We start from the raw sequence: 21,371 nt of genomic DNA on the forward strand, positions 1-21,371 counted from the left end.
GCTTACTCCAGGGCGGCCACGAAACTGCGGATGAACGCGGCGTTATCAACGATCCGGTGGTGAGTGGTGTCTATCACCACTGAACGCTGGATACCCGCCTGGCCAATCACCTCGCGCATGCCGCTTTCGATCAATGCCTGATGCATGCCGCCTTCACTCAGTGCCGCCCACCAGCAGTTGACCGGCGCCTTGATCGGGCGATATTCGGTATCTTGCAGGCGCTCATCCAACAGTTGCTTGATTGCCCATGAACGCTCGGTTTCGCCGCCTTCCTGCCATTCGTCCTTGAGGGTGCTATAGCTGTCGCCCAGGGTCGACTCCGCCCAGGCGGACAGGTGCTGCCATCGCTCCTCCTCGCTGCCGCTGGCCGCGTGCCAGACGGTTTGGATCTGTTCGGCATACTGAGGGAACATCACCTCCAGCATATCGGCACGCCGCTCAGCAGCCGAAATGACGCGCTCGTCTACCAGCGCGCCCTGATCCCAGAACGCAGTAAAGCGTGCAGGCGGCGGCGCGTCGATCCAGCCCACCGACTCGACCTCACGACCGGCCTGCTCCAGGTGGTAGGTCACCTCCATGGCCAGGTTGCCACCCAGCGACCAGCCGGCCAGGCAAAAGGCACCCTGCGGCTGGGCGCGGAGCAGCTGCTGCGTGTAATCCTCGACCATCTGCGCCCAACTCGGTACCTCAGCGCTTTCTTCCGCCAGCGCGCGACACATCACGCCCATCACCGGGCGCCGCTCACGCAACGCCAGGGCAATGGCTTTGTAGCAATGCACCGAACCAAAACTTGGGTGGAACAAATAGAGAGGCGTGCCTTCGGTTCGGCCATTGAGCGGCACGATCAGCGACGCTGAGCCACTGCCCTGCAGACAGCGCGCCTGCCCGGCCACCGTCGGATGCAGCATCAATTGACTGACCGCCAGCGAGACACCGCACGCTTTGTTGAGACGCTCCTTGAGTTTCAGCATCAACAACGAATGGCCGCCCAGTTCGAAGAAGTTGTCGTGCAAGCCGACGCGTTCGACGTCCAGTACCTGTACCCAGACGGCGGCAATGCGTTGTTCCAACCGGGTATGCGGCGCGACGTATTCCCGGCGCGACGCATCGGGCTTGGGTAACGCCTTGCGGTCCAGTTTGCCATTGGGGCTCAGCGGCATCTGTTCCAGCACCACCCATTGCGCAGGGACCATATAGTCTGGCAGCTGACGTTCCAGATAGGCCTGCATGCGGTCACGCCAGCCTTCGCCCGCCTGCTTGAGCACCACGTAACCCACCAGGTGCTGATTTTCCACCACCAGCACAGTGGCTTCACGTACATCCGGGTGTTCAAGCAAACGCGCTTCGATTTCGCCCAGCTCAATGCGCAAGCCCCGCAGTTTGACCTGATGATCAAGGCGCCCGAGGTATTCGATGACACCACCGGTACGCTGGCGCACACGGTCCCCGGTGCGATACAGGCGTGCCCCGGCCTGGAATGGGCAAGGCACAAAACGTTCCGCGGTCAGGCCGGGACGGCGATGATAGCTGCGCGCCAGGCCTTCGCCGCCCAGGTACAATTCGCCCGTCACCCCGACAGGCACCGGCGATACGCCGGCGTCCAGCACATAAGTGCGCAGGTTCGCGATCGGCTCACCGATGGGTACCGTGTGCTGGCCTTCGTCGATACAGGTCCAGTGGGTCACGTCGATGGCGGCCTCGGTCGGGCCATAAAGGTTGTACAGCCCGGCTTGCGGCAATTTGGCGAATACCTGTTGCTGGGCATCCACGGGCAGTGCTTCGCCGCTGCACACGATACGCTGCAAGCTTTGGCAAGTCCCTGCCTGTGGATCCTGCAGGAACGCCTGGAGCATCGACGGCACGAAGTGCAACGTGGTGATCTGTTCTTGATTGATCAGGTTGATCAACTTCGCCGGATCACGATGATCGCCTGGCGCCGCAACCACCAGGCGCGCACCGGTCATCAAGGGCCAGAAGAACTCCCACACCGACACATCAAAACTGAACGGCGTTTTTTGCAACACGCTGTCGCGGGTCGTCAGGCCATAAGCCTCCTGCATCCAGCACAACCGGTTGGTCAGCGCCGAATGGCGGTTGGCCGCCCCTTTGGGCAGGCCGGTGGAACCGGAGGTATAGATCACATAGGCCAGGTTTTCACCGTCCGCGACGATACCTGGATTGTGTTCGGCATAACCCTCAAACCAGGCATCGCCCAGTACCAGGCTGTGCAAACCTTGCGGAGCAGGCAAACGGTCCAGCAAATTCGCCTGGGTCAGCAGCAGCGTCACGCCGCTGTCCTTCAGCATGTAGGCCAGGCGGTCGCGCGGGTATTCGGGGTCCAGCGGCACATAGGCACCGCCGGCCTTGAGCACCGCCAGCAGGCCCACCACCATTTCGATGGATCGCTCCACCGCCAGCCCCACGAGTACGTCCAGGCCCACACCGGCTTCGATCAAACGATGGGCCAGGCGATTGGCGCGGCGGTTCAACTCGGCATAACTCAACTGTTGCCCGGCAAACACCAGCGCCGGCGCGTCTGGCGTGAGCGCGGCCTGGTCTTCGATCCATTGGTGCACACAGCGGTGCAAAGGGTAATCGCGGGCAGTGGCGTTCCAGTCATGCAGCGCAGCATGCCGCTCATTGTCATCAAGCAAAGGCAACTGGCCGATACGCTGTTGCACATCACCGGCCATGCCCTGCAACAGGTTCAACCAATGACGCGCCATGCGCGCCAGGGTGCGGGGTTCAAACAAATCGGTGGCGTAAGTCAGTGAGGCGGCAAGCCCATCGGTCGACTCATGGGTATTGAGGCTCAAATCGAACTGCGCGGTAGGGCTGTCCCACTCCAGGCTGCTGACCTGCAAGCCAGGCAATTGCTGGTTCTCATCGCGGGAACTGACCTGTGTCTGGTGGTTGAAGAACACCTGGAACAGCGGGTTCAAGCTCAGGTTGCGCTCAGGCTGCAAGGCTTCTACCAGTTGCTCGAAGGGCAGGTCCTGATGCGACTGGGCCTCCAGGGCCCGTTGCTTGACCTGGGCCAGCAGTTGGGCGACCGTCTGCTGCCCATCGATGTCGGCCTTGAGCACTTGGGTATTGACGAAGAAACCAATCAGGCGCTCGGTTTCCACGCGATTGCGGTTAGCGATCGGCACGCCGACGCGGATATCACGCTGGCCACTGTAGCGGTGCAACAAGGCCTGGAATGACGCCAGCAACAGCATGAACAACGTCACCCCCTCAAGCCGAGCCTGGGTACGCAATGCGCTGACCAGCGCCGAGGGAATGTTGATGTCCAGGCTCGCGCCACGACGGCTTTGCCGGGCCGGGCGCGCGTGATCCAGTGGCAACTCCAGCACGGGCTGTTCGCCGCCGAGCAGGCCTCGCCAGTAGTCCAACTGCCGGGCTTGTTCGCCGGCGCCCATCCAGTTGCGCTGCCACACCGCGTAATCAGCATATTGAACCGCCAGGTCCGGGAGCTGCGGCGCCCGGTCCTGGCTGTACGCAACGTACAGATGCACCAGTTCGTCCACCAACACCTGCATCGAGCCGCCATCGGAGATGATGTGGTGCTGCACCAACGCCAATACGTGGTCATCGTCGCCGATGCGCAGCAGGCCCACGCGCATGAGCGGCCCCTGGGTCAGGTCGAAAGGCTGTGCAATGAACGCCTCCACATGAGTACGCAGTGCAGCCTCTTCTACATCGCTGCGGGTGATCGCTACAGAGGTGTTCGCCGCAATAACCTGCACGGCACGCTCACCGTCTTGTTGCAGGTGGGTACGCAGGCTTTCATGACGCGCGACCAGTGTGTCGAAACTGCGCTGCAACGCGGCCTGGTCCAGTGGGCCCTTCAAACGCAAGACACCCGGCACGTGATACGCCGCACTGTCCGGGTCCAGTTGCCAGAGGAACCATTGGCGTTCCTGGGCGTAGGACAACGGCAATGGCTGATCTCGCCCCACGGCCAACAGCGGCGGCGCCAGCGGTGTATCGCTGTGGGTCGACAAGGCAGCAACAAACCCCTGCAAGCGCGGTTGCTCGAACAGGCTTCGCAGGGCGATTTCCCTGCCCAGCAGGTTGCGCAGGCGCGAGACGACCTGCATGGCCAATAACGAGTGGCCGCCCATTTCAAAGAAGTGGTCCGTCAGCCCTACTCGCTCGGCGCCCAGGATATCGGCCCAGACGGCGGCGATCTGTTGCTCCAGTTCGGTGGCTGGCGCGACCCACGCCTGCTGCGATTGGCTGGCGTCCGGCTTCGGCAGCGCCTGGCGATCCAGCTTGCCGTTCGGGTTCAGCGGCATGCGTTCAAGGAAGATCAGGTGCGCCGGCACCATGTAGTCCGGCAGTTGTTCACGCAGCGTCGACTTGAGCGCTTCGGCGTCGGGTTGTTCGCTGACCAGATAGGCAACCAACTGGTTGTCGGCAGCCAACACCAAGGTTTCACGCACGCCCTCCTGGGCCAGCAACAGCGCTTCGATTTCCCCCAATTCGATACGGAAACCGCGGATTTTCACCTGATGGTCGACCCGACCGACGTACTCGATCACACCGTCAGCGCGGTAGCGCGCCAGGTCACCGGTGCGGTACAGGCGCTCGCCAGTTTCGCCGAACGGGTCCGGTACGAAACGCTCGGCCGTCAGCAACGCCCGGTTCAGATAGGCACGCGCCAATCCACAGCGGCTGCCGATGTACAACTCGCCCACGGCGCCCAGCGGCGCCAGGTTCAAGTCGCGATCCAGCACATACAGCGCACGGCCCGGCAGCGAGCGGCCAATCGGGCTGGCGGTGGCGCCGATCAGTTCGACGCCTGATGTGCAGTCCAGCACGCTCGATACGACAGTGGCCTCCGTCGGGCCGTAGGTATTGAGCAAACGCACATGGCCGAGCCCGGCTTTCAACCATTGCGCCGGACCGTCCAGCGGCATGGCTTCGCCGCCGATATGAACCTGGCGCAGCGCGCCGTAGGCGCGTGGGCCAGCGGCCAAACAGTCGAGCAGGAACAGGTTCCAGTACGCGGTCGGCAAGTCGGCCAGGGTAATGCCCTGGGCGATAATTTCCTCGTACAGCCTTGCACTGTCCCATAGCTCGGGACCGCGCAGCACCACCGCGGCGCCATGGGTCAACGCCGGGTATAGCTGCTCGACGAAACCGTCGAAGTTCAGGGTAGCGAATTGAAGAACACGGTCTTCAGAAGTCAACCGTGAATAACCGGCAGCCATGCTGGAAAACTCGGTCAGCGCCGCATGGTTGATTGCCACGCCCTTGGGCTTGCCGGTGGAACCGGAGGTGTAGATCACATAGGCCAGGTTTTGCGGGGAAACCGTTATCTGCGGATCGCTTTCAGGGCACAACGCCAGGTGCGCATCCGTCACATCGATCGTCGCCATGCCTTCAGGCAATGGCATCGCCACCTGCGACTGGGTCAGCACCAGGCGCACGCCGCTGTCTTCGAGCATATGCAACAGGCGCTCACGCGGGTAGTGCGGGTCCAGCGGCACATAGGCGCCACCGGCCTTGAGCACCGCCAGCAGGCTGACCACCATATCGAACGAACGCGCGACCGCCACGCCCACCAGCACCTCCGGGCCGATGCCCTGGTCGATCAGGTGATGCGCCAGGCGGTTGGCCTGGCGGTTCAGTTCGGCGTAGCTGATGGACCGATCGTCCAGGCGCAGGGCAATCGCGTCGGGGCGCTGCCGCACTTGGGCTTCAAACAGACGATGTACGCCCTGTTGAACAGGCGCCGCTGCGCCGCCGGCATTCCATTGGTGCAACAGGCGCTGCCGCTCATCGCTGCCAAGCAACGCGAGTGCAGCAATCGGCTGCTGCGCATCGCTGGCCACCGCGACCAACACGTTCTGCCAGTGCTGCGCCAAGCGTGCCACTGTCGCGGCCTCGAACAGGTCAGTGGCATAGCTCAACGAGGCCCACAGGCCTTCAGCGGACTCCTGGGTGTCCAGGCTCAGATCGAAATGCGCCGTGTGGCCGTCCCATTCCAACCCTTCCACGCGCAAGCCAGGCAGCTGCTCGCCACGCGGCACGCGAGCTTCGGATTGATGGTTGAACATCACTTGAAACAGTGGATTGAGGCTCAAACTGCGTTCCGGTTGCAGCGCTTGCACCAGCTGCTCGAAAGGCAAGTCCTGATGGGCCTGGGCATCCAGGGCCCGGCGCTTGGCCTGCTGCAACAGCTGGGCAAAGGTCATCTGCCCGTCGATGTCGGCCTTGAGCACCTGGGTGTTGACGAAGAAGCCGATCAGACGCTCGGTTTCTACGCGATTGCGGTTGGCGATCGGTACACCCACGCGGATATCCGACTGGCCGCTGTAGCGATGCAGCAAGGTCTGGAACGAGGCCAGCAACAGCATGAACAAGGTCACGCCTTCACGCTGCGCCAGAGCTTTGAGGGCTGCAACAACGCCGGCCTCAAGACCAATATCCAGCCGCGCACCACGGTAACTCTGAACAACCGGGCGTGGATGATCCAGCGGCAGCTCCAATACCGGTTGCTCGCCCCCGAGCAGGTCGCGCCAGTACGTCATCTGGCGCTGCTTCTCGCCGGCCTCCATCCAGTCGCGCTGCCACACGGCGTAATCGGCGTATTGCAGCGCCATCGGCGGCAGTGACGCCGACTGGCCTTGGCTGAAGGCGGCATACAGCTGTACCAGCTCATCGACCATCACCTGCATCGACCAGCCATCGGACACGATATGGTGCTGAACCACTACCAGCACATGCTCCAGCTCACTCAGTTGCAACAGTGTGACCCGCAGCAGCGGACCTTGGCGCAAGTCGAAGGGTTTGGCGATCTCGGCTTCCACCCGCGCCTGCAGTTGTTCGGGCGTAGTGTTTTCAAAGCGGGCGTAATCCAGCTCCCGCGAAAATGTCGGGAGAATGCGCTGTACGGTGCGCTCGCCCTCGCTGACAAACACCGTGCGCAAGGTTTCATGACGCGCCAGCAAGGCGTCGAAACTGCGTTGCAACGCGGCGCGATCCAGTTGCCCGCTCAGGCGCAATGCAGTGGGCACATGGTAGGCCGCGCTGTCGGGTTCCAATTGCCAGAGGAACCACTGGCGCTCCTGTGCATACGACAGCGGTAACGCGCGATCACGCGCCACCGCGAGCATCGGCGGTGCCAGCGGCGTGGCGTCCAGGGCCTGCAAGGCCAGCACAAACCCTTCCAGCTGCGGCTGTTCAAACAGGGTGCGCAGCGCGACTTCCCGCGCCAGCAACTGGCGCAGACGCGAAATCACCTGCATGGCCAGCAATGAATGCCCACCCAGTTCGAAGAAGTTGTCCACCAGGCCAACACGCTCAACCCCCAGTACCTCGGCCCAGATCGCGGCGACTTGCTGCTGTAAGGCGGTGACCGGTTCAACCCACACGCCTTGGAATTGGGCCGCATCCGGCTGCGGCAAGCCCTTGCGGTCCAGCTTGCCATTGGGGGTCAGTGGCATCTGCGCCAGGAACATGAAGTGCGCGGGCACCATGTAGTCCGGCAGGCGGGTTTTCAGGGCGCGGCGCAGCGCTTCGCGGAATTCGACCTGGGCCGGGGAATTCTCGGCCAGCAGAGAGTCTGCCGGAACCACATAGGCGACCAGTTGCTTGCCGGTCGGGCTTTCCTGAGCGACTACGACGGTTTCACCGACGCTGTCTTGCTCGCGCAGGCGGGCTTCGATTTCGCCCAGTTCGATGCGAAAGCCACGGATCTTCACTTGATGGTCGACACGGCCGAGGTAATCCACCACGCCATCCGCCCTGCCACGGGTCAGGTCGCCGCTGCGATACACGCGGCTGCCAGGCTGGCCGAACGGGTCCGGCACAAAACGTTCGGCGGTGAGTGCCGCACGCTCCAGGTAACCCCGGGCCACGCCCTCGCCGCCCAGGTACAACTCACCGGCGACGCCGATGGGTTGCAGGTTGAGGTGCGCGTCCAATACGTAGCCGCTGCGGTTGCCCAACAAGGTGCCGATTGGCGCGTAGACCGCGCCGCATGGGTCGCCACGGCGGGCTTTCCACAGCAGCGGCGTGACGACGGTTTCGGTCGGGCCATAGCCATTAAACAAGTAAGTCGGCTTGAGTGCGCGCCAGGCCAGGTCGTAGCTTGCCTGGGCGACCGCGTCACCACCGAAGCAGTAAACACGGACCGCCGGTGGGTTGCCGTCGCGCTCAGCGTGCTCCGCCAGCTGTTGCAGGTACACCGGCGGGAACACGGCCATGGTCACGTTGTGGCGGTGCATCTGTTCATAGGTGTACTCGGGCAGCCACAGGCTGTCGTCACGGATCAGCACGCTGGCGCCGTTGATCAGTGGGTGCATCCAGCCTTCGTGGGAACCGTCGAAAGCGAACGACATGAAATGCAGCTCGCAGTCAGCCGGGCTGGTTTCATAGCGTTCGCCGGTCGCGATAATGTGCGCCACCAATGGGCCATGGGAGACCGCCACGCCTTTGGGCATACCCGTGGAGCCGGAGGTGTAGATGACGTAGGCCAGGTTGTCGCCGTCCAACTCGACTTGCGGTGCGGTGTCGCTGTAATCGGCCCAGGTTTCAGTGCGATCGATTGCCAGCGCCTCCAGCCCTTCGGGAATTGGCAATTGCTGTTGCACGGCTGAGTGGGTCAACAGCAGCTTGGCCCGGCTGTCTTGCACCATGTACAACAGGCGATCGCGCGGATATTCCACATCCAGAGGCACGTACACGCCACCCGCTTTCATCACCGCGAGAAACGCCACCAGACTCTCGGCACTGCGCGGCATGGCAATCGCCACGCGTACTTCGGGGCCGATGCCACGGGCAATCAGGGCATGGGCCAGGCGGTTGGCCTGGCGGTCCAGTTCGCCGTAGGTCAGGGTTTGCGCGTCGAATTTCACGGCTATTGCTGCGGGGTTCTCCCGGGCGCGGTCGGCGACAAGTTCGTGGACCAGGCGCGTGGCGGGGAAGCCGGAATCGGTGCGGTTCCACAACTGGAGAATGTGGTGGCTCTCATCAATGTCCAACAGGTTCAGATGAGCAATGGTTTGCAGTGGGTCGGCAACCATCGCCTGCAAGATATTCTGCCAATGCCGTGCCATGCGCTCGATGGTGGAAGCGTCAAACAGATCGGTCGCATACCCCAGCGACGCCCAAAGCCCGCCCGCACTCTCCTGAACATCCAGGTCAAGGTCGAAGTGCGCGGTACGCCGGTCCCACGCCAACCCTTCGATACGCAACCGGGCCAGCGCCTGTGGCGCATCACCCGGGCGCCCTTCGGCCTGGTGGTTGAACATCACCTGGAACAGCGGGTTGAGGCTCAGGCTACGCTCAGGTTGCAGGGCTTCCACCAGTTGCTCGAAGGGCAGGTCCTGGTGCGCCTGGGCATCGAGGGCACGCTGTTTGACCTGCGCCAGCAGTTGGGCAACGGTGGTCTGCCCGTCGATATCGGCCTTGAGTACCTGGGTGTTGACGAAAAAGCCGATCAGCCGTTCGGTCTCGACGCGGTTGCGATTGGCGATCGGTACACCGACGCGAATATCCTGCTGACCGCTGTAACGGTGCAGCAAGGTCTGGAACGAGGCCAGCAGCAGCATGAACAGGGTGACCCCCTGCGCCTGGGCCAGGGCCTTGAGGTCGGCGGCCAGGGCGGCTGGCAGCGGCACGTCCAGGCGCGCGCCGCGATGGCTCTGCTGGGCCGGGCGCTGATGATCGAACGGCAGCTCCAGCACGGGCTGTTCGCCGCCGAGCATTTCACGCCAGTAGTCGAGCTGGCGGGCCTTCTCGCCCGCCTCCATCCACCTGCGTTGCCACACGGCGTAGTCGGCGTACTGAATCGGCATGCCCGGCAGTTGCGGCACCTGGCCTTGGCTGAACGCGGCATACAACTGCACCAGTTCGTCGACCATCACCTGCATCGACCAACCATCAGATACGATGTGATGCTGCACCAGCACGAGCACATGATCGTCTTCGGCCAGTCGCAGCAGCGTCACGCGCAGCAACGGCCCTTCCTGCAAATCGAATGGGCGGGCGATCTCGGCCTCGACCTGCGCCTGCAGGCCTGTCTCATCGACCTCACCCAACTTGATCGGCAAGGTCGCGTCAGGCCGAATCACCTGCCGTGCGCCTTCCGATTGCACCTGCACGCAGGTGCGCAGGCTTTCATGACGGACCACCAGGGCGTCGAAACTGCGCTGCAGTGCCGACACATCCAAAGCGCCCTTGAGACGCAAGGCGCTGGGAATATGGTAGGCGGCGCTATTGGGGTCCAGTTGCCAGAGGAACCATTGGCGTTCCTGGGCGTAGGACAACGGCAGCGGTTGTTCGCGTCCGACTGCAAGCAGCGGGGGCGCCTGCTCGCCTTCGGGCGCCTGCAGCGCTTGCAATGCAGCGGCAAACCCTTCGAGCCGTGGTTGCTCGAAGACCAGTTTCAGCGGGACTTCAAGGCCCAATACATGACGCAGGCGCGAGACCACCTGCATCGCCAAAAGCGAATGCCCACCCATTTCAAAGAAGTGGTCGGTGAGCCCTACCCGTTCAACCCCCAGTACTTGGGCCCATACCGCCGCAACCTGTTGCTCCAGCGCTGTGACAGGCGCAACCCACACTTGCTGCGCTTGGCGGGCATCCGGCTTCGGCAGCGCCTGGCGATCCAGCTTGCCGTTCGGGTTCAGCGGCATGCGGTCGAGGAAGACCAGGTGCGCAGGCACCATGTAGTCCGGCAGTTGCTCACGCAACATCGCCTTGAGCGCTTCGGCGTCGTTTGGCTCGGCCACCAGATAGGCCACAAGCTGGTTGTCGACAGCCAGCACCAAGGTTTCGCGCACGCCCTGCTGGGCCTGCAACAGGGCTTCGATTTCCCCGAGCTCGATGCGAAAACCACGGATCTTGACCTGATGGTCTACCCGGCCGACGTACTCGATCACTCCATCAGCGCGGTAGCGCGCCAGGTCGCCGCTGCGGTAAAGGCGCGCGCCGGTTTCATCGAACGGGTCCGGCACAAAACGCTCGGCGGTGAGCACTGCGCGGTTCAGGTAAGCACGCGCCAGGCCGCACCGGCTGCCGATGTACATCTCGCCCACGGCGCCCAGCGGCGCCAGGTTCAAATCGCGGTCCAGCACATACAAGGCGCGACCCGGCAGCGAACGGCCAATCGGGCTGGCGGTGGCGCCGATCAATTCGACGCCTGATGTGCAGTCCAGCACACTCGATACGACAGTGGCCTCCGTCGGGCCGTAGGTATTGAGCAAACGTACATGGCCGAGCCCGGCTTTCAACCATTGCGCCGGGCCATCCAGCGGCATGGCTTCGCCGCCGATGTGGATTTGGCGCAAAGCGCCATAGGGGCGCGGGCCGGCGGCCAAACAGTCGAGCAGGAACAGGTTCCAGTACGCGGTCGGCAAGTCGGCCAGGGTAATGCCCTGGGCGATAATTTCCTCGTATAGCCTTGCACTGTCCCATAGCTCGGGACCGCGCAGCACCACCGCGGCGCCATGGGTCAGCGCCGGGTACAGCTGCTCGACAAAACCGTCGAAATTCAGGGTCGCGAATTGCAGCACGCGGTCCTCGCAGGTCAACCGCGAATAACCGGCAGCCATGCTGGAAAACTCGGTCAGGGCCGCATGGTTGATCGCCACGCCCTTGGGCTTGCCGGTGGAGCCGGAGGTGTAGATCACGTAAGCCAGGTTTTGCGGGGAAACCAGCACCTGCGGATCGCTCTCAGGGCACAGCGCCAGGTGCGCATCCGCCAGATCGAGGGTGGCCATTCCTTGCGGCAAGGGCATCGCCACCTGCGACTGGGTCAACACCAGGCGCACGCCGCTGTCTTCGAGCATATGCAACAGGCGCTCACGCGGGTAGTGCGGGTCCAGCGGCACATAGGCGCCACCGGCCTTGAGCACCGCCAGCAGGCTGACCACCATATCGAATGAACGCTCGACCGCTACGCCCACCAATACTTCCGGGCCGACACCCTGGCCGATCAGGCGATGCGCCAGGCGGTTGGCCTGGCGGTTCAGCTCGGCGTAGCTGAGAGTCTGGCCGTCCAGGCACAGGGCAATCGCGTCGGGGCGTTGGCGTGCCTGGGCCTGGAACAAACCGTGCACACCCGCAACGTCCTCGAACGCGGCCGCGCTGCGGTTCCACTCCTGCAACAACCTGCGTTGCTCGTCGTCAACCAGCATCCCGAGCTGTGCAATACGATTGCCGGCGCGCCCCACCACTGCCCGCAGTAGCATTTGCCAATGCCCGGCCATACGCTGCACGGTTGCAGGGTCGAACAGATCGGTGGCATAGGTCAGCGAGGCCCAGATGCCTTCGGGCGACTCCTGGGTATCCAGGCTCAGGTCGAACTGCGCACTCTGGCTGTCCCACTCCAAGGCTTCCACGCCCAGCCCCGGCAATTGCTGTTCGCCGCGGCGCCTGCGACCTTCGGTCTGGTGGTTGAACATCACTTGGAACAGCGGGTTATGACTCAGGCTGCGCTCGGGTTGCAGGGCTTCCACCAACTGCTCGAACGGCAGGTCCTGATGACTCTGGGCCTCCAGTGCACGCTGCTTGACCTGGGCGAGCAACTGGCTGAAGGTCATCTGCCCGTCGATATCGGCCTTGAGCACCTGGGTATTGACGAAAAAACCAATCAACCGCTCGGTTTCTGCGCGATTGCGGTTGGCAATCGGCACGCCGACACGGATATCCGATTGCCCGCTGTAGCGATACAACAGGGTCTGGAACGATGCCAGCAGCAACATGAACAGGGTCACACCCTCGCGCTGGGCCAGCGCTCTGAGGCCCGTGACCAGTGCCGTATCGAGGCCTACGTCGAGGCGGGCTCCGCGATAGCTCTGCACCGCCGGGCGCGGATGATCGAGTGGCAGTTCCAGCACGGGTTGCTCGCCACCCAACCGCTCGCACCAATAGCCCAGTTGGCGCTCTTTTTCACCGGCTTCCATCCAGCTGCGCTGCCACAGCGCGTAGTCCGGGTATTGGATTGGCAAGTCCGGCAAGCGCACGTCCAGGCCCTGGCTGTAAGCAACGTACAACTGCACCAGTTCATCGACCATCACCTGCATCGACACACCATCGGAAACGATGTGATGCAATACCAGCACCAGCACGTGATCATCAGGCGCCAACTGCAACAACTTGACCCGCAGCAGCGGGCCTTGTTGCAGATCGAAGGGCTTGGCGACTTGCGCTTGAACCAGCGCTTCAAGCTGCGCAACATCAGCGGTTTCAACGGCGATTTGCACGTGCCATTCGGGGCTGATCACCTGCAACACCTGGTCGGCGTCCTGATGCAAATGAGTACGCAGGCTTTCGTGGCGGGCGATCAGGCTGTCGAAGCTGCGCTGCAAGGCCGCCCGATCAAGGCGGCCCTTCAAACGCAAGGCGCGCGGCAAATGGTAGGCCGAGCTCTGCGGCTCCAACTGCCACAGGAACCACTGCCGCTCCTGGGCATAAGAGAGTCGAAGCGGCTCACCTTGCTGGCGTTTGAAAACCGGGGCGATCTCAAACAGGTTGATACCTTGCTGCTTGAGCATGATCGCCAACGCTTTCTTTTGCTGCGCCGAAAGTGACCCTACCGACTCGATTAATGCTTGCACGCCACGCCCCTCAGGAAATCAATTTATCCAGATCTTCTGCTGATAGACGTTTAAGGGCCTCCAAGGATTTAGCCAATGCGTCCTGCACCGGCGAATTATTTGTCTGCCGCGCCGCTATCTGCGCGCTGAAGTCGGCCAGGGTCGGGGTGGTGAAGATCGCCTTGACGTCGAACTCGGCGTGCAATTGCTCGCGCAGGCGCACCACCACCTGGGTCGCCAACAGCGAATGCCCGCCCAGTTCGAAGAAGTTGTCGTTCATGCCCACCCGCTCCACTTCCAGCACCTCGGCCCAGATGGCAGCAATCTGCTGTTCCAGTTCGCTGTGCGGGGCGACGTATTCGCGGGCTTGCCGGCTCGCGTCCAGCGCTGGCAGGGCCTTGCGGTCGAGCTTGCCGTTTGGGCTCAGGGGCATCTGCTCAAGCAGCATCCACTGCGCCGGGACCATGTAGTCCGGCAGGTGTTGGGCCAGGTGGATGGCCAACACTTCGCGCCAGTCATCGCCGGCATTTTGCAGCACCAGGTAGCCCACCAGGTATTTGCCGTCGACCGCCAGCACGGCGGCCTCGCGGACCCATCCGTGTTCCAGCAGGCGCGCTTCGATTTCGCCCAGCTCGATGCGCAGGCCGCGCAGTTTGACCTGGTGGTCGATGCGCCCGGCGTACTCGATAACGCCGTCTTCGCGATAGCGTGCCAGGTCGCCGGTGCGGTACAGGCGCTCGCCCTTGACGAAGGGATGAGCAACAAAGCGTTCGGCGGTGAGTGCCGGGCGACGGTGGTAACCACGGGCCAGGCCGATACCGCCCAGGTACAGCTCGCCCAGCACGCCGACCGGCGCCGGCTCGAAGTTGCTGTCGAGGATGTAGCAACCGAGGTTGGCGATCGGGCGGCCGATCGGCACGGCGTCGCGGCCTTCATCCACACAGGTCCAGTGGGTCACGTCGATGGCGGCCTCGGTCGGGCCGTACAGGTTGTAGAGCCCGGCCTGCGGCAGCTTGGCGAACACCTGCTGCTGCGCGTCCACCGGCAAGGCTTCGCCGCTACACACGATGCGCAGCAGGCTTTGGCAGGTTGCGACGGCCGGGTCTTGCAGGAATGCCTGCAACATCGACGGCACGAAGTGCAGTGTGGTGACCCTCTCTTGATTGATCAGGCGGATCAACTTCGCTGGATCACGGTGATCGCCCGGCGCCGCGACCACCAGGCGCGAGCCGGTCATCAGCGGCCAGAAGAACTCCCACACCGACACGTCGAAGCTGAACGGGGTCTTTTGCAGCACCGTGTCGCTGCCATCCAGGCCGTAGGCTTCCTGCATCCATTGCACGCGGTTCAGCAGCGCCGAATGACGGTTACCCGCGCCCTTGGGCTGGCCGGTGGAGCCCGAGGTGTAGATCACGTAGGCCAGGTTTTCGCCGTCCAGGGCGATATCCGGGTTGGCGTCGCTGTAACCCTCAAAGTCAGCCTCGCCCAGCACCAGGGTTTCCAGCCCTTGGGGAATCGGCAGTTGCCCAAGCAAATGCGCCTGGGTCAGCAGCAGCTTCACGTCGCTGTCTTGCAGCATGTAGGCCAGGCGTTCACGTGGGTATTCCGGGTCCAGCGGCACGTAGGCGCCACCGGCCTTGAGCACCGCCAGCAGGCCCACCACCATGTCGATGGAGCGCTCCACGGCCAGGCCCACCAACACGTCCGGCCCCACGCCAGCCTCGATCAGGCGATGGGCCAGGCGGTTGGCGCGGCGGTTCAGCTCGGCGTAGCTCAAGCGCTGCTCGGCAAACACCAGGGCCGCTGCGTCCGGCGTGCGCGCGGCCTGCGCTTCGATCAACTGATGCACGCAGAGCTGCAACGGGTAGTCCCGAGCGGTCGCGTTCCAGTCGTGCAGCTGCTGCTGACGCTCGGTCGCATCCAGCATCGCCAGCTGGCCCAGCCGCTGCTGGCCGCCCTCAAGCATCGCTTGCAGCAGGCTGACCAGATGGCGACCATAGCGTTGCACCGCGCCTGCGCTGAAATGCTCGCGGGCAAAGCTGAACTGCACCGACAAGGTGTCACCGACATCCACCAGCACCGTGAGCGGGAAGCTGGTTTGCTCGCGCGAGTCAGGCAGGCCAAAGCGGATACCGCTGCCGCCGCTCTGTTCCAGGGCCTTGGACACCGGGTAGTTCTCGAACACCAGGATGTTATCGAACAAGGCTTCCCCGCCCTGTCCGGCCCAGCGCTGGATATCGTACAGACCGGTGTGCTCATGCTCGCGCAGGGCCAGGTTCTGCGCCTGCACCGCTTGCAACCACTGCGCCACGGACTGTTGGTTATCCACCGCGCAGATCACCGGCAAGGTGTTGATGAACAGCCCGATCTGCTGTTCCACCCCCGCCAGCTCCGCCGGACGCCCGGCGACAGTGGCACCGAAGGACACCACCGCTTGCCCGCTGTGGCGCTGCAGCAGGATCAACCACGCCGCCTGGATCAAGGTATTCAGGGTGACCTTGTTGCCGCGCGCGAACGCCTCAAGGCGCGCAGTTAGCTGGCGATCCAGGCTCAGTCGATGTTCGCCCTGCCCGTCCGCCGCCATCGGCTGGCTGCTGCCCAGGCGGGTCGGCGCTTGCAGCGCATTCAGTTGCTCGCGCCAGAAGGCTTCGGTCGCACCCGCATCACGCTGCTGCAGCCAGCCGATGTAATCGCGATAGCGCCCGACCGCTTCAGGCACCGCCACGCCGGCGTAGCGTTGCAGCACTTCACCGAACAGTCGCGAGTTGCTCCAACCGTCCATCAGGATGTGGTGGTGGGTGTAGATCAGCTCATGGCGCTGCTCGTCGGTGCGCACCAGGACCAGGCGTACAAGGGGCGCCTTGGCCAGGTCGAAACCCTGACGGCGCTGGGTTTGCTGCAGGTTCTGCAGTGCCAGCTCAAGTTCCGGCATGGCCCGCCAATCAAGCTGTTCGATCGGCAAACGCGCCTCGCGGTACACCACCTGGCACGGCCATTCCAACTGACCTTCCCAGAAGAATCCACTGCGCAGTACATCATGGGCTTGCACGGTAGCGTCCCAGGCCTGTTGGAACCGCGCCACGTCCAGGCCCTCGACTGTCACGCGGATCTGGTTGATGTAGTCGCCGGCCGCCTGTTCGTACAGGGTATGGAACAGCATGCCCTGCTGCATGGGCGACAAGGTGTAGAGGTCTTCGATCGCCTCGGCGGCCAGGGGCAAGGATTCAAGCTGTTGTTGGGTGAGGCGCGACAACGGAAAGTCGGAGGCCGTCACGCCGTGGTTGCCCGGGGTGCAGCAATGCTCCAGCACCGCCGTCAATTCGCGGGTAAAGGCCTGGCTCAAGGCCTCGATCTGCGGCGCGTCGAACATCAGCGGGCTGAAGGTCCAGCCCATCTGCAGTTCACCGCCATACACTTGGCCGTTAAGGGTCAACCAGTTGCCCAGTGGGGCGTCCGGGCTCTGTTCGGTACCGGCGCTTTCCGAAGCCGGCGTGAACAGGCCGTCCGGTTGGTCAAAACTGCCGTCGAACTGGCCCAGGTAGTTGAAGGTAATGCGCGGCACCGGCAACGCGCTGAACGCCTGGCGCGTGGCGTCATCGCCCAGATAGCGCAGCGCGCCGAAGCCCAGGCCTTTGTCCGGTACCGCGCGCAGTTGTTCCTTGATCTGCTTGATCGAGGTGGCGAGAGATTCTGCCGGAGTCAGGCGCACCGGGAACAGGCTGGTGAACCAGCCCAGGGTGCGGGTCAGGTCGATATCGTCGAACAGCTCTTCGCGGCCATGCCCCTCCAGCTGGATCAGGCTGGAGGCCTTCCCGGTCCACTGGCAGACCACGCGTGCCAGGGCCGTCAGCAACAAGTCGTTGATCTGGGTGCGATACGCCGTGGGCGCCTGTTGCAGCAACTGCCGGGTGCGCTCGGCATCCAGCCTGCTGACCACCGTCCGGGCCAGGCGAGCGGGACGCGCGGCGTGCGGATCACGGCATGGCAAGTCGGCAGACACGCCTTGCAGCTGTTGCAGCCAGAAGTGTTTCTGCGGCTGTACCGCTTCGCTGCGGGCATGCGCCTGCAATCGCTCGGCCCAGGCTTTGAACGACGAGGTTTTGGCCGGCAACCTTTGTTGGCGATACTGGCTTTGCAAGTCCTCAAGGAACACCCGCCAGGACACGCCGTCCACCACCAGGTGGTGCATGACCAGCAGCAGGCGCTGTGAACCATCGGCCATTTCGGCGAGTACTGCACGCAGCAACGGGCCTTGTTGCAGGTCGAGGCTGCGTTGGGCACGCTCGCACAGGTTCTGCAGTTCGGCGCTGTCCTGCACGCTCGCTTGCCACAGCAAGGTGGCGGCTTGCGCGTCATGCCGAGCTGTCCAGCCCTCGGCCTGCCGGCTGAAGCTCAAACGCAGCACGTCGTGGTGCTGGGTGAGCGCTTGCAGCGCAGCTTCCAACTGATCGCCACGCATGGGTTGGCGCGGCGTCAGCAACACGGACTGGTTCCAGTGATGGTGGTCCGGCAGCTCCCGCTCGAAGAACAACTGCTGGAACGGCAGCAACGGCGTTTCGCCCTGCACCGGGCCCTGCTCGATCACTCGTGCGGTCTGCAACTGCGCCACGCGGGCCAGGCTGCGTACCGTCTGGTGCTGGAACAGCGCCTTCGCGGTGAAATGGATGCCGGCGGCGCGCGCACGGCTGACCACTTGGATGGAGATGATCGAGTCACCACCACGCTCGAAGAAGTTGTCGTTCGAACCCACCTGCTCGACGCCCAGCACCTCGGCCCAGATCGCGGCGATCCGCTGCTCAAGGTCATTTTGCGGCGCTTCATAGTGATGGGTGGCTTCGGGTCTGGGCAGGGCCTTGCGGTCGAGCTTGCCGTTGGGGCTCAGGGGCATCTGCTCGAGCAGCATCCATTGTGCCGGGACCATATAGTCCGGCAGGTGGTGGGCCAGGTGGATGGCCAGCACTTCGCGCCAGTCATCGCCGGCATTTTGCAGCACCAGGTAGCCCACCAGGTATTTGCCGTCGACCGCCAGCACGGCGGTTTCGCGAACCCAATCGTGTTCCAGCAGGCGCGCTTCGATTTCACCGAGTTCGATGCGCAGGCCGCGCAGTTTGACCTGATGGTCGATGCGCCCGGCGTATTCGATCACGCCGTCTTCGCGATAGCGTGCCAGGTCGCCGGTGCGGTACAGGCGTTCGCCCTTGATAAACGGATGGGCGATAAAGCGTTCGGCGGTGAGTGCCGGGCGATGATGGTAACCACGGGCCAGGCCGATACCGCCCAGGTACAGCTCGCCCAGCACGCCGACCGGCGCCGGCTCGAAGTTGCTGTCGAGGATGTAGCAACCGAGGTTGGCGATCGGGCGGCCGATCGGCACGGCGTCGCGGCCTTCGTCCACACAGGTCCAGTGGGTCACATCGATGGCGGCCTCGGTCGGGCCGTACAGGTTGTAGAGCCCGGCCTGCGGCAGCTTGGCGAACACCTGCTGCTGCGCGTCCACCGGCAAGGCTTCGCCGCTGCACACGATGCGTTGCAGGCTTTGGCAGGTCGCAACGGCCGGGTCTTGCAGGAATGCCTGCAACATCGACGGCACGAAGTGCAGTGTGGTGACCTTCTCTTGATTGATCAGGCGGATCAACTTCGCTGGATCACGGTGATCGCCCGGCGCCGCGACCACCAGGCGCGAGCCGGTCATCAGCGGCCAGAAGAACTCCCACACCGACACGTCGAAGCTGAACGGGGTCTTTTGCAGCACCGTGTCGCTGGCGTCCAGGCCGTAGGCTTCCTGCATCCATTGCAGGCGGTTCAGCAGCGCCGAATGGCGGTTACCCGCGCCTTTCGGCTGACCGGTGGAGCCCGAGGTGTAGATCACGTAGGCCAGGTTTTCGCCGTCCAGCGCGATATCCGGGTTGGCGTCGCTGTAGCCCTCAAAGTCAGCCTCGCCCAGCACCAGGGTTTCCAGCCCTTGGGGAATCGGCAGTTGCCCAAGCAAATGCGCCTGGATCAGCAGCAGCTTCACGCCGCTGTCGTGCAGCATGTAGGCCAGGCGTTCACGTGGGTATTCCGGGTCCAGCGGTACGTAGGCACCGCCGGCCTTGAGCACCGCCAGCAGGCCCACCACCATGTCGATGGAACGCTCCACGGCCAGGCCCACCAGCACGTCCGGCCCCACGCCGGCTTCGATCAGGCGATGGGCCAGGCGGTTGGCGCGCCGGTTCAGTTCGGCGTAGCTCAGGGACAGGTCATTGAAGCGCAATGCAGGTGCATCCGGCTGCGCCTGCGCCTGGCCTTCAATCAGCGAATGCACCCACTGCCCTTGCGGGTAGTCGCGCTCGGTGGCGTTCCACTGATACAGGATCTGTTCGCGCTCCCCGGCGTTGAGTAGTGCCAGGTCCTGTACGTGCACTGCTGCGTTTGCCACGGCATCACGCAGCAGGCTCAGCCAATGCTCGCCCATGCGCGCGACGGTGGCGGCGCTGAACAGGTCGGTGGCGTAGGTCAGCGACGCCCAGATGCCCTCGCCGCTTTCCTGGGTATCCAGGCTCAGATCGAACTGGGCGCTGTGACTGTCCCATTCCAGGTTGGCCACGCGCAGGCCTGGCAATTGCTGCGCGGCGCTGTGTGAATGGGCCTGGTGATTGAACATCACCTGGAACAGCGGGTTATGGCTCAGGCTACGCTCCGGTTGCAGCGCTTCCACCAGTTGCTCGAAGGGCAAGTCCTGGTGGGCCTGGGCCTCCAGCGCACGGCGCTTGGTGTGTTGCAGCAACTGGGCAAAGGTCATCCGGCCATCGAGGTCGGCCTTGAGCACCTGGGTGTTGACGAAGAAGCCGATCAGCGACTCGGTCTCGACACGGTTGCGATTGGCGATCGGCACGCCGATGCGAATATCCTGCTGGCCGCTGTAGCGGTACAAAAATGCCTGGAAAGAGGCCAGCAGCAGCATGAACATCGTCACGCCTTCGCGTTGGGCCAGGGCTTTGAGGCCCACCACCAATACCGGCTCCAGCGCGATGTCCTGCCGCGCGCCACCAAAGCTCTGCTGCGCCGGGCGCGGCTGGTCGAACGGCAACGCCAGCACCGGCTGCGGGCCGCTGAGCAATTTATGCCAGTAGTCCAATTGACTGGCTTTCTCCCCCGCTTCCATCCAGCTGCGCTGCCACATCGCGTAATCGGCGTACTGGATCGGCAGCGGCGCCAATACACACTCCAGGCCCTGGCTGTAGGCGGCATAGAGTTGCATCAATTCCTGCACCATCACGCCCATCGACCAGCCATCGGAGACGATATGGTGCTGCACCAGCACCAGCACGTGCTCCGCTTCACTCACCGCGAACAAGCTGACCCGCAGCAGCGGGCCTTGCTGCAAATCGAAGGGCCGGGCGATTTCAGCCTCTACCCGCGCCTTGAGGCGGGCTTCGTCGACCGCGCTTTCGGCGATCTCGATCGGTGCAGGCGCCAGCACTTCCTGGGCACGCTGTTCACCGTCCAGGTGCAGGCGGGTGCGCAGGCTTTCGTGGCGCGCCACCAGGGCGTCGAAACTGCGTTGCAGCGCGGCCTTGTCCAGCCGCCCGCTCAGGCGCAGGGCGCCGGGGACGTGATAGGCGGCGCTGTCCGGGTCCAATTGCCAGAGAAACCACTGGCGTTCCTGGGCGTAGGACAGCGGCAGGTGCTGGCCGTCCTCGCGGACCGAGGCAATCGGCAGTTGGGCGAAGCTCATGCCGCGGCTTTGCAGGCGCTGGTAAAACTGCTGGCGCTGTTCCAGAGGCAGGCGAAGAAAGCGCGAAACCAGATCGATATTAGGGTTGGAAAGCATGG

2 protein-coding genes are annotated in these 21,371 nt (G+C 63.7%); both read right to left on the minus strand.

Annotated elements, in window-relative coordinates; genetic code table 11:
* Positions 1-2: 2 nt before the first annotated feature.
* Positions 3-13,577, minus strand: coding sequence for a non-ribosomal peptide synthase/polyketide synthase (locus KVG91_RS26015; protein ID WP_318840917.1), 13,575 nt, complete (start codon positions 13,575-13,577; stop codon positions 3-5).
* Between the two features lie 10 nt (positions 13,578-13,587).
* A complete protein-coding gene (locus KVG91_RS26020; RefSeq protein ID WP_217894954.1) occupies positions 13,588-21,369 on the minus strand; it encodes a non-ribosomal peptide synthetase in 7,782 nt (2,593 codons plus the stop codon).
* Between the last annotated feature and the right edge of the window lie 2 nt (positions 21,370-21,371).

Origin of the sequence: Pseudomonas azadiae, assembly GCF_019145355.1 — a bacterium.
Lineage (GTDB): Bacteria > Pseudomonadota > Gammaproteobacteria > Pseudomonadales > Pseudomonadaceae > Aquipseudomonas > Aquipseudomonas azadiae.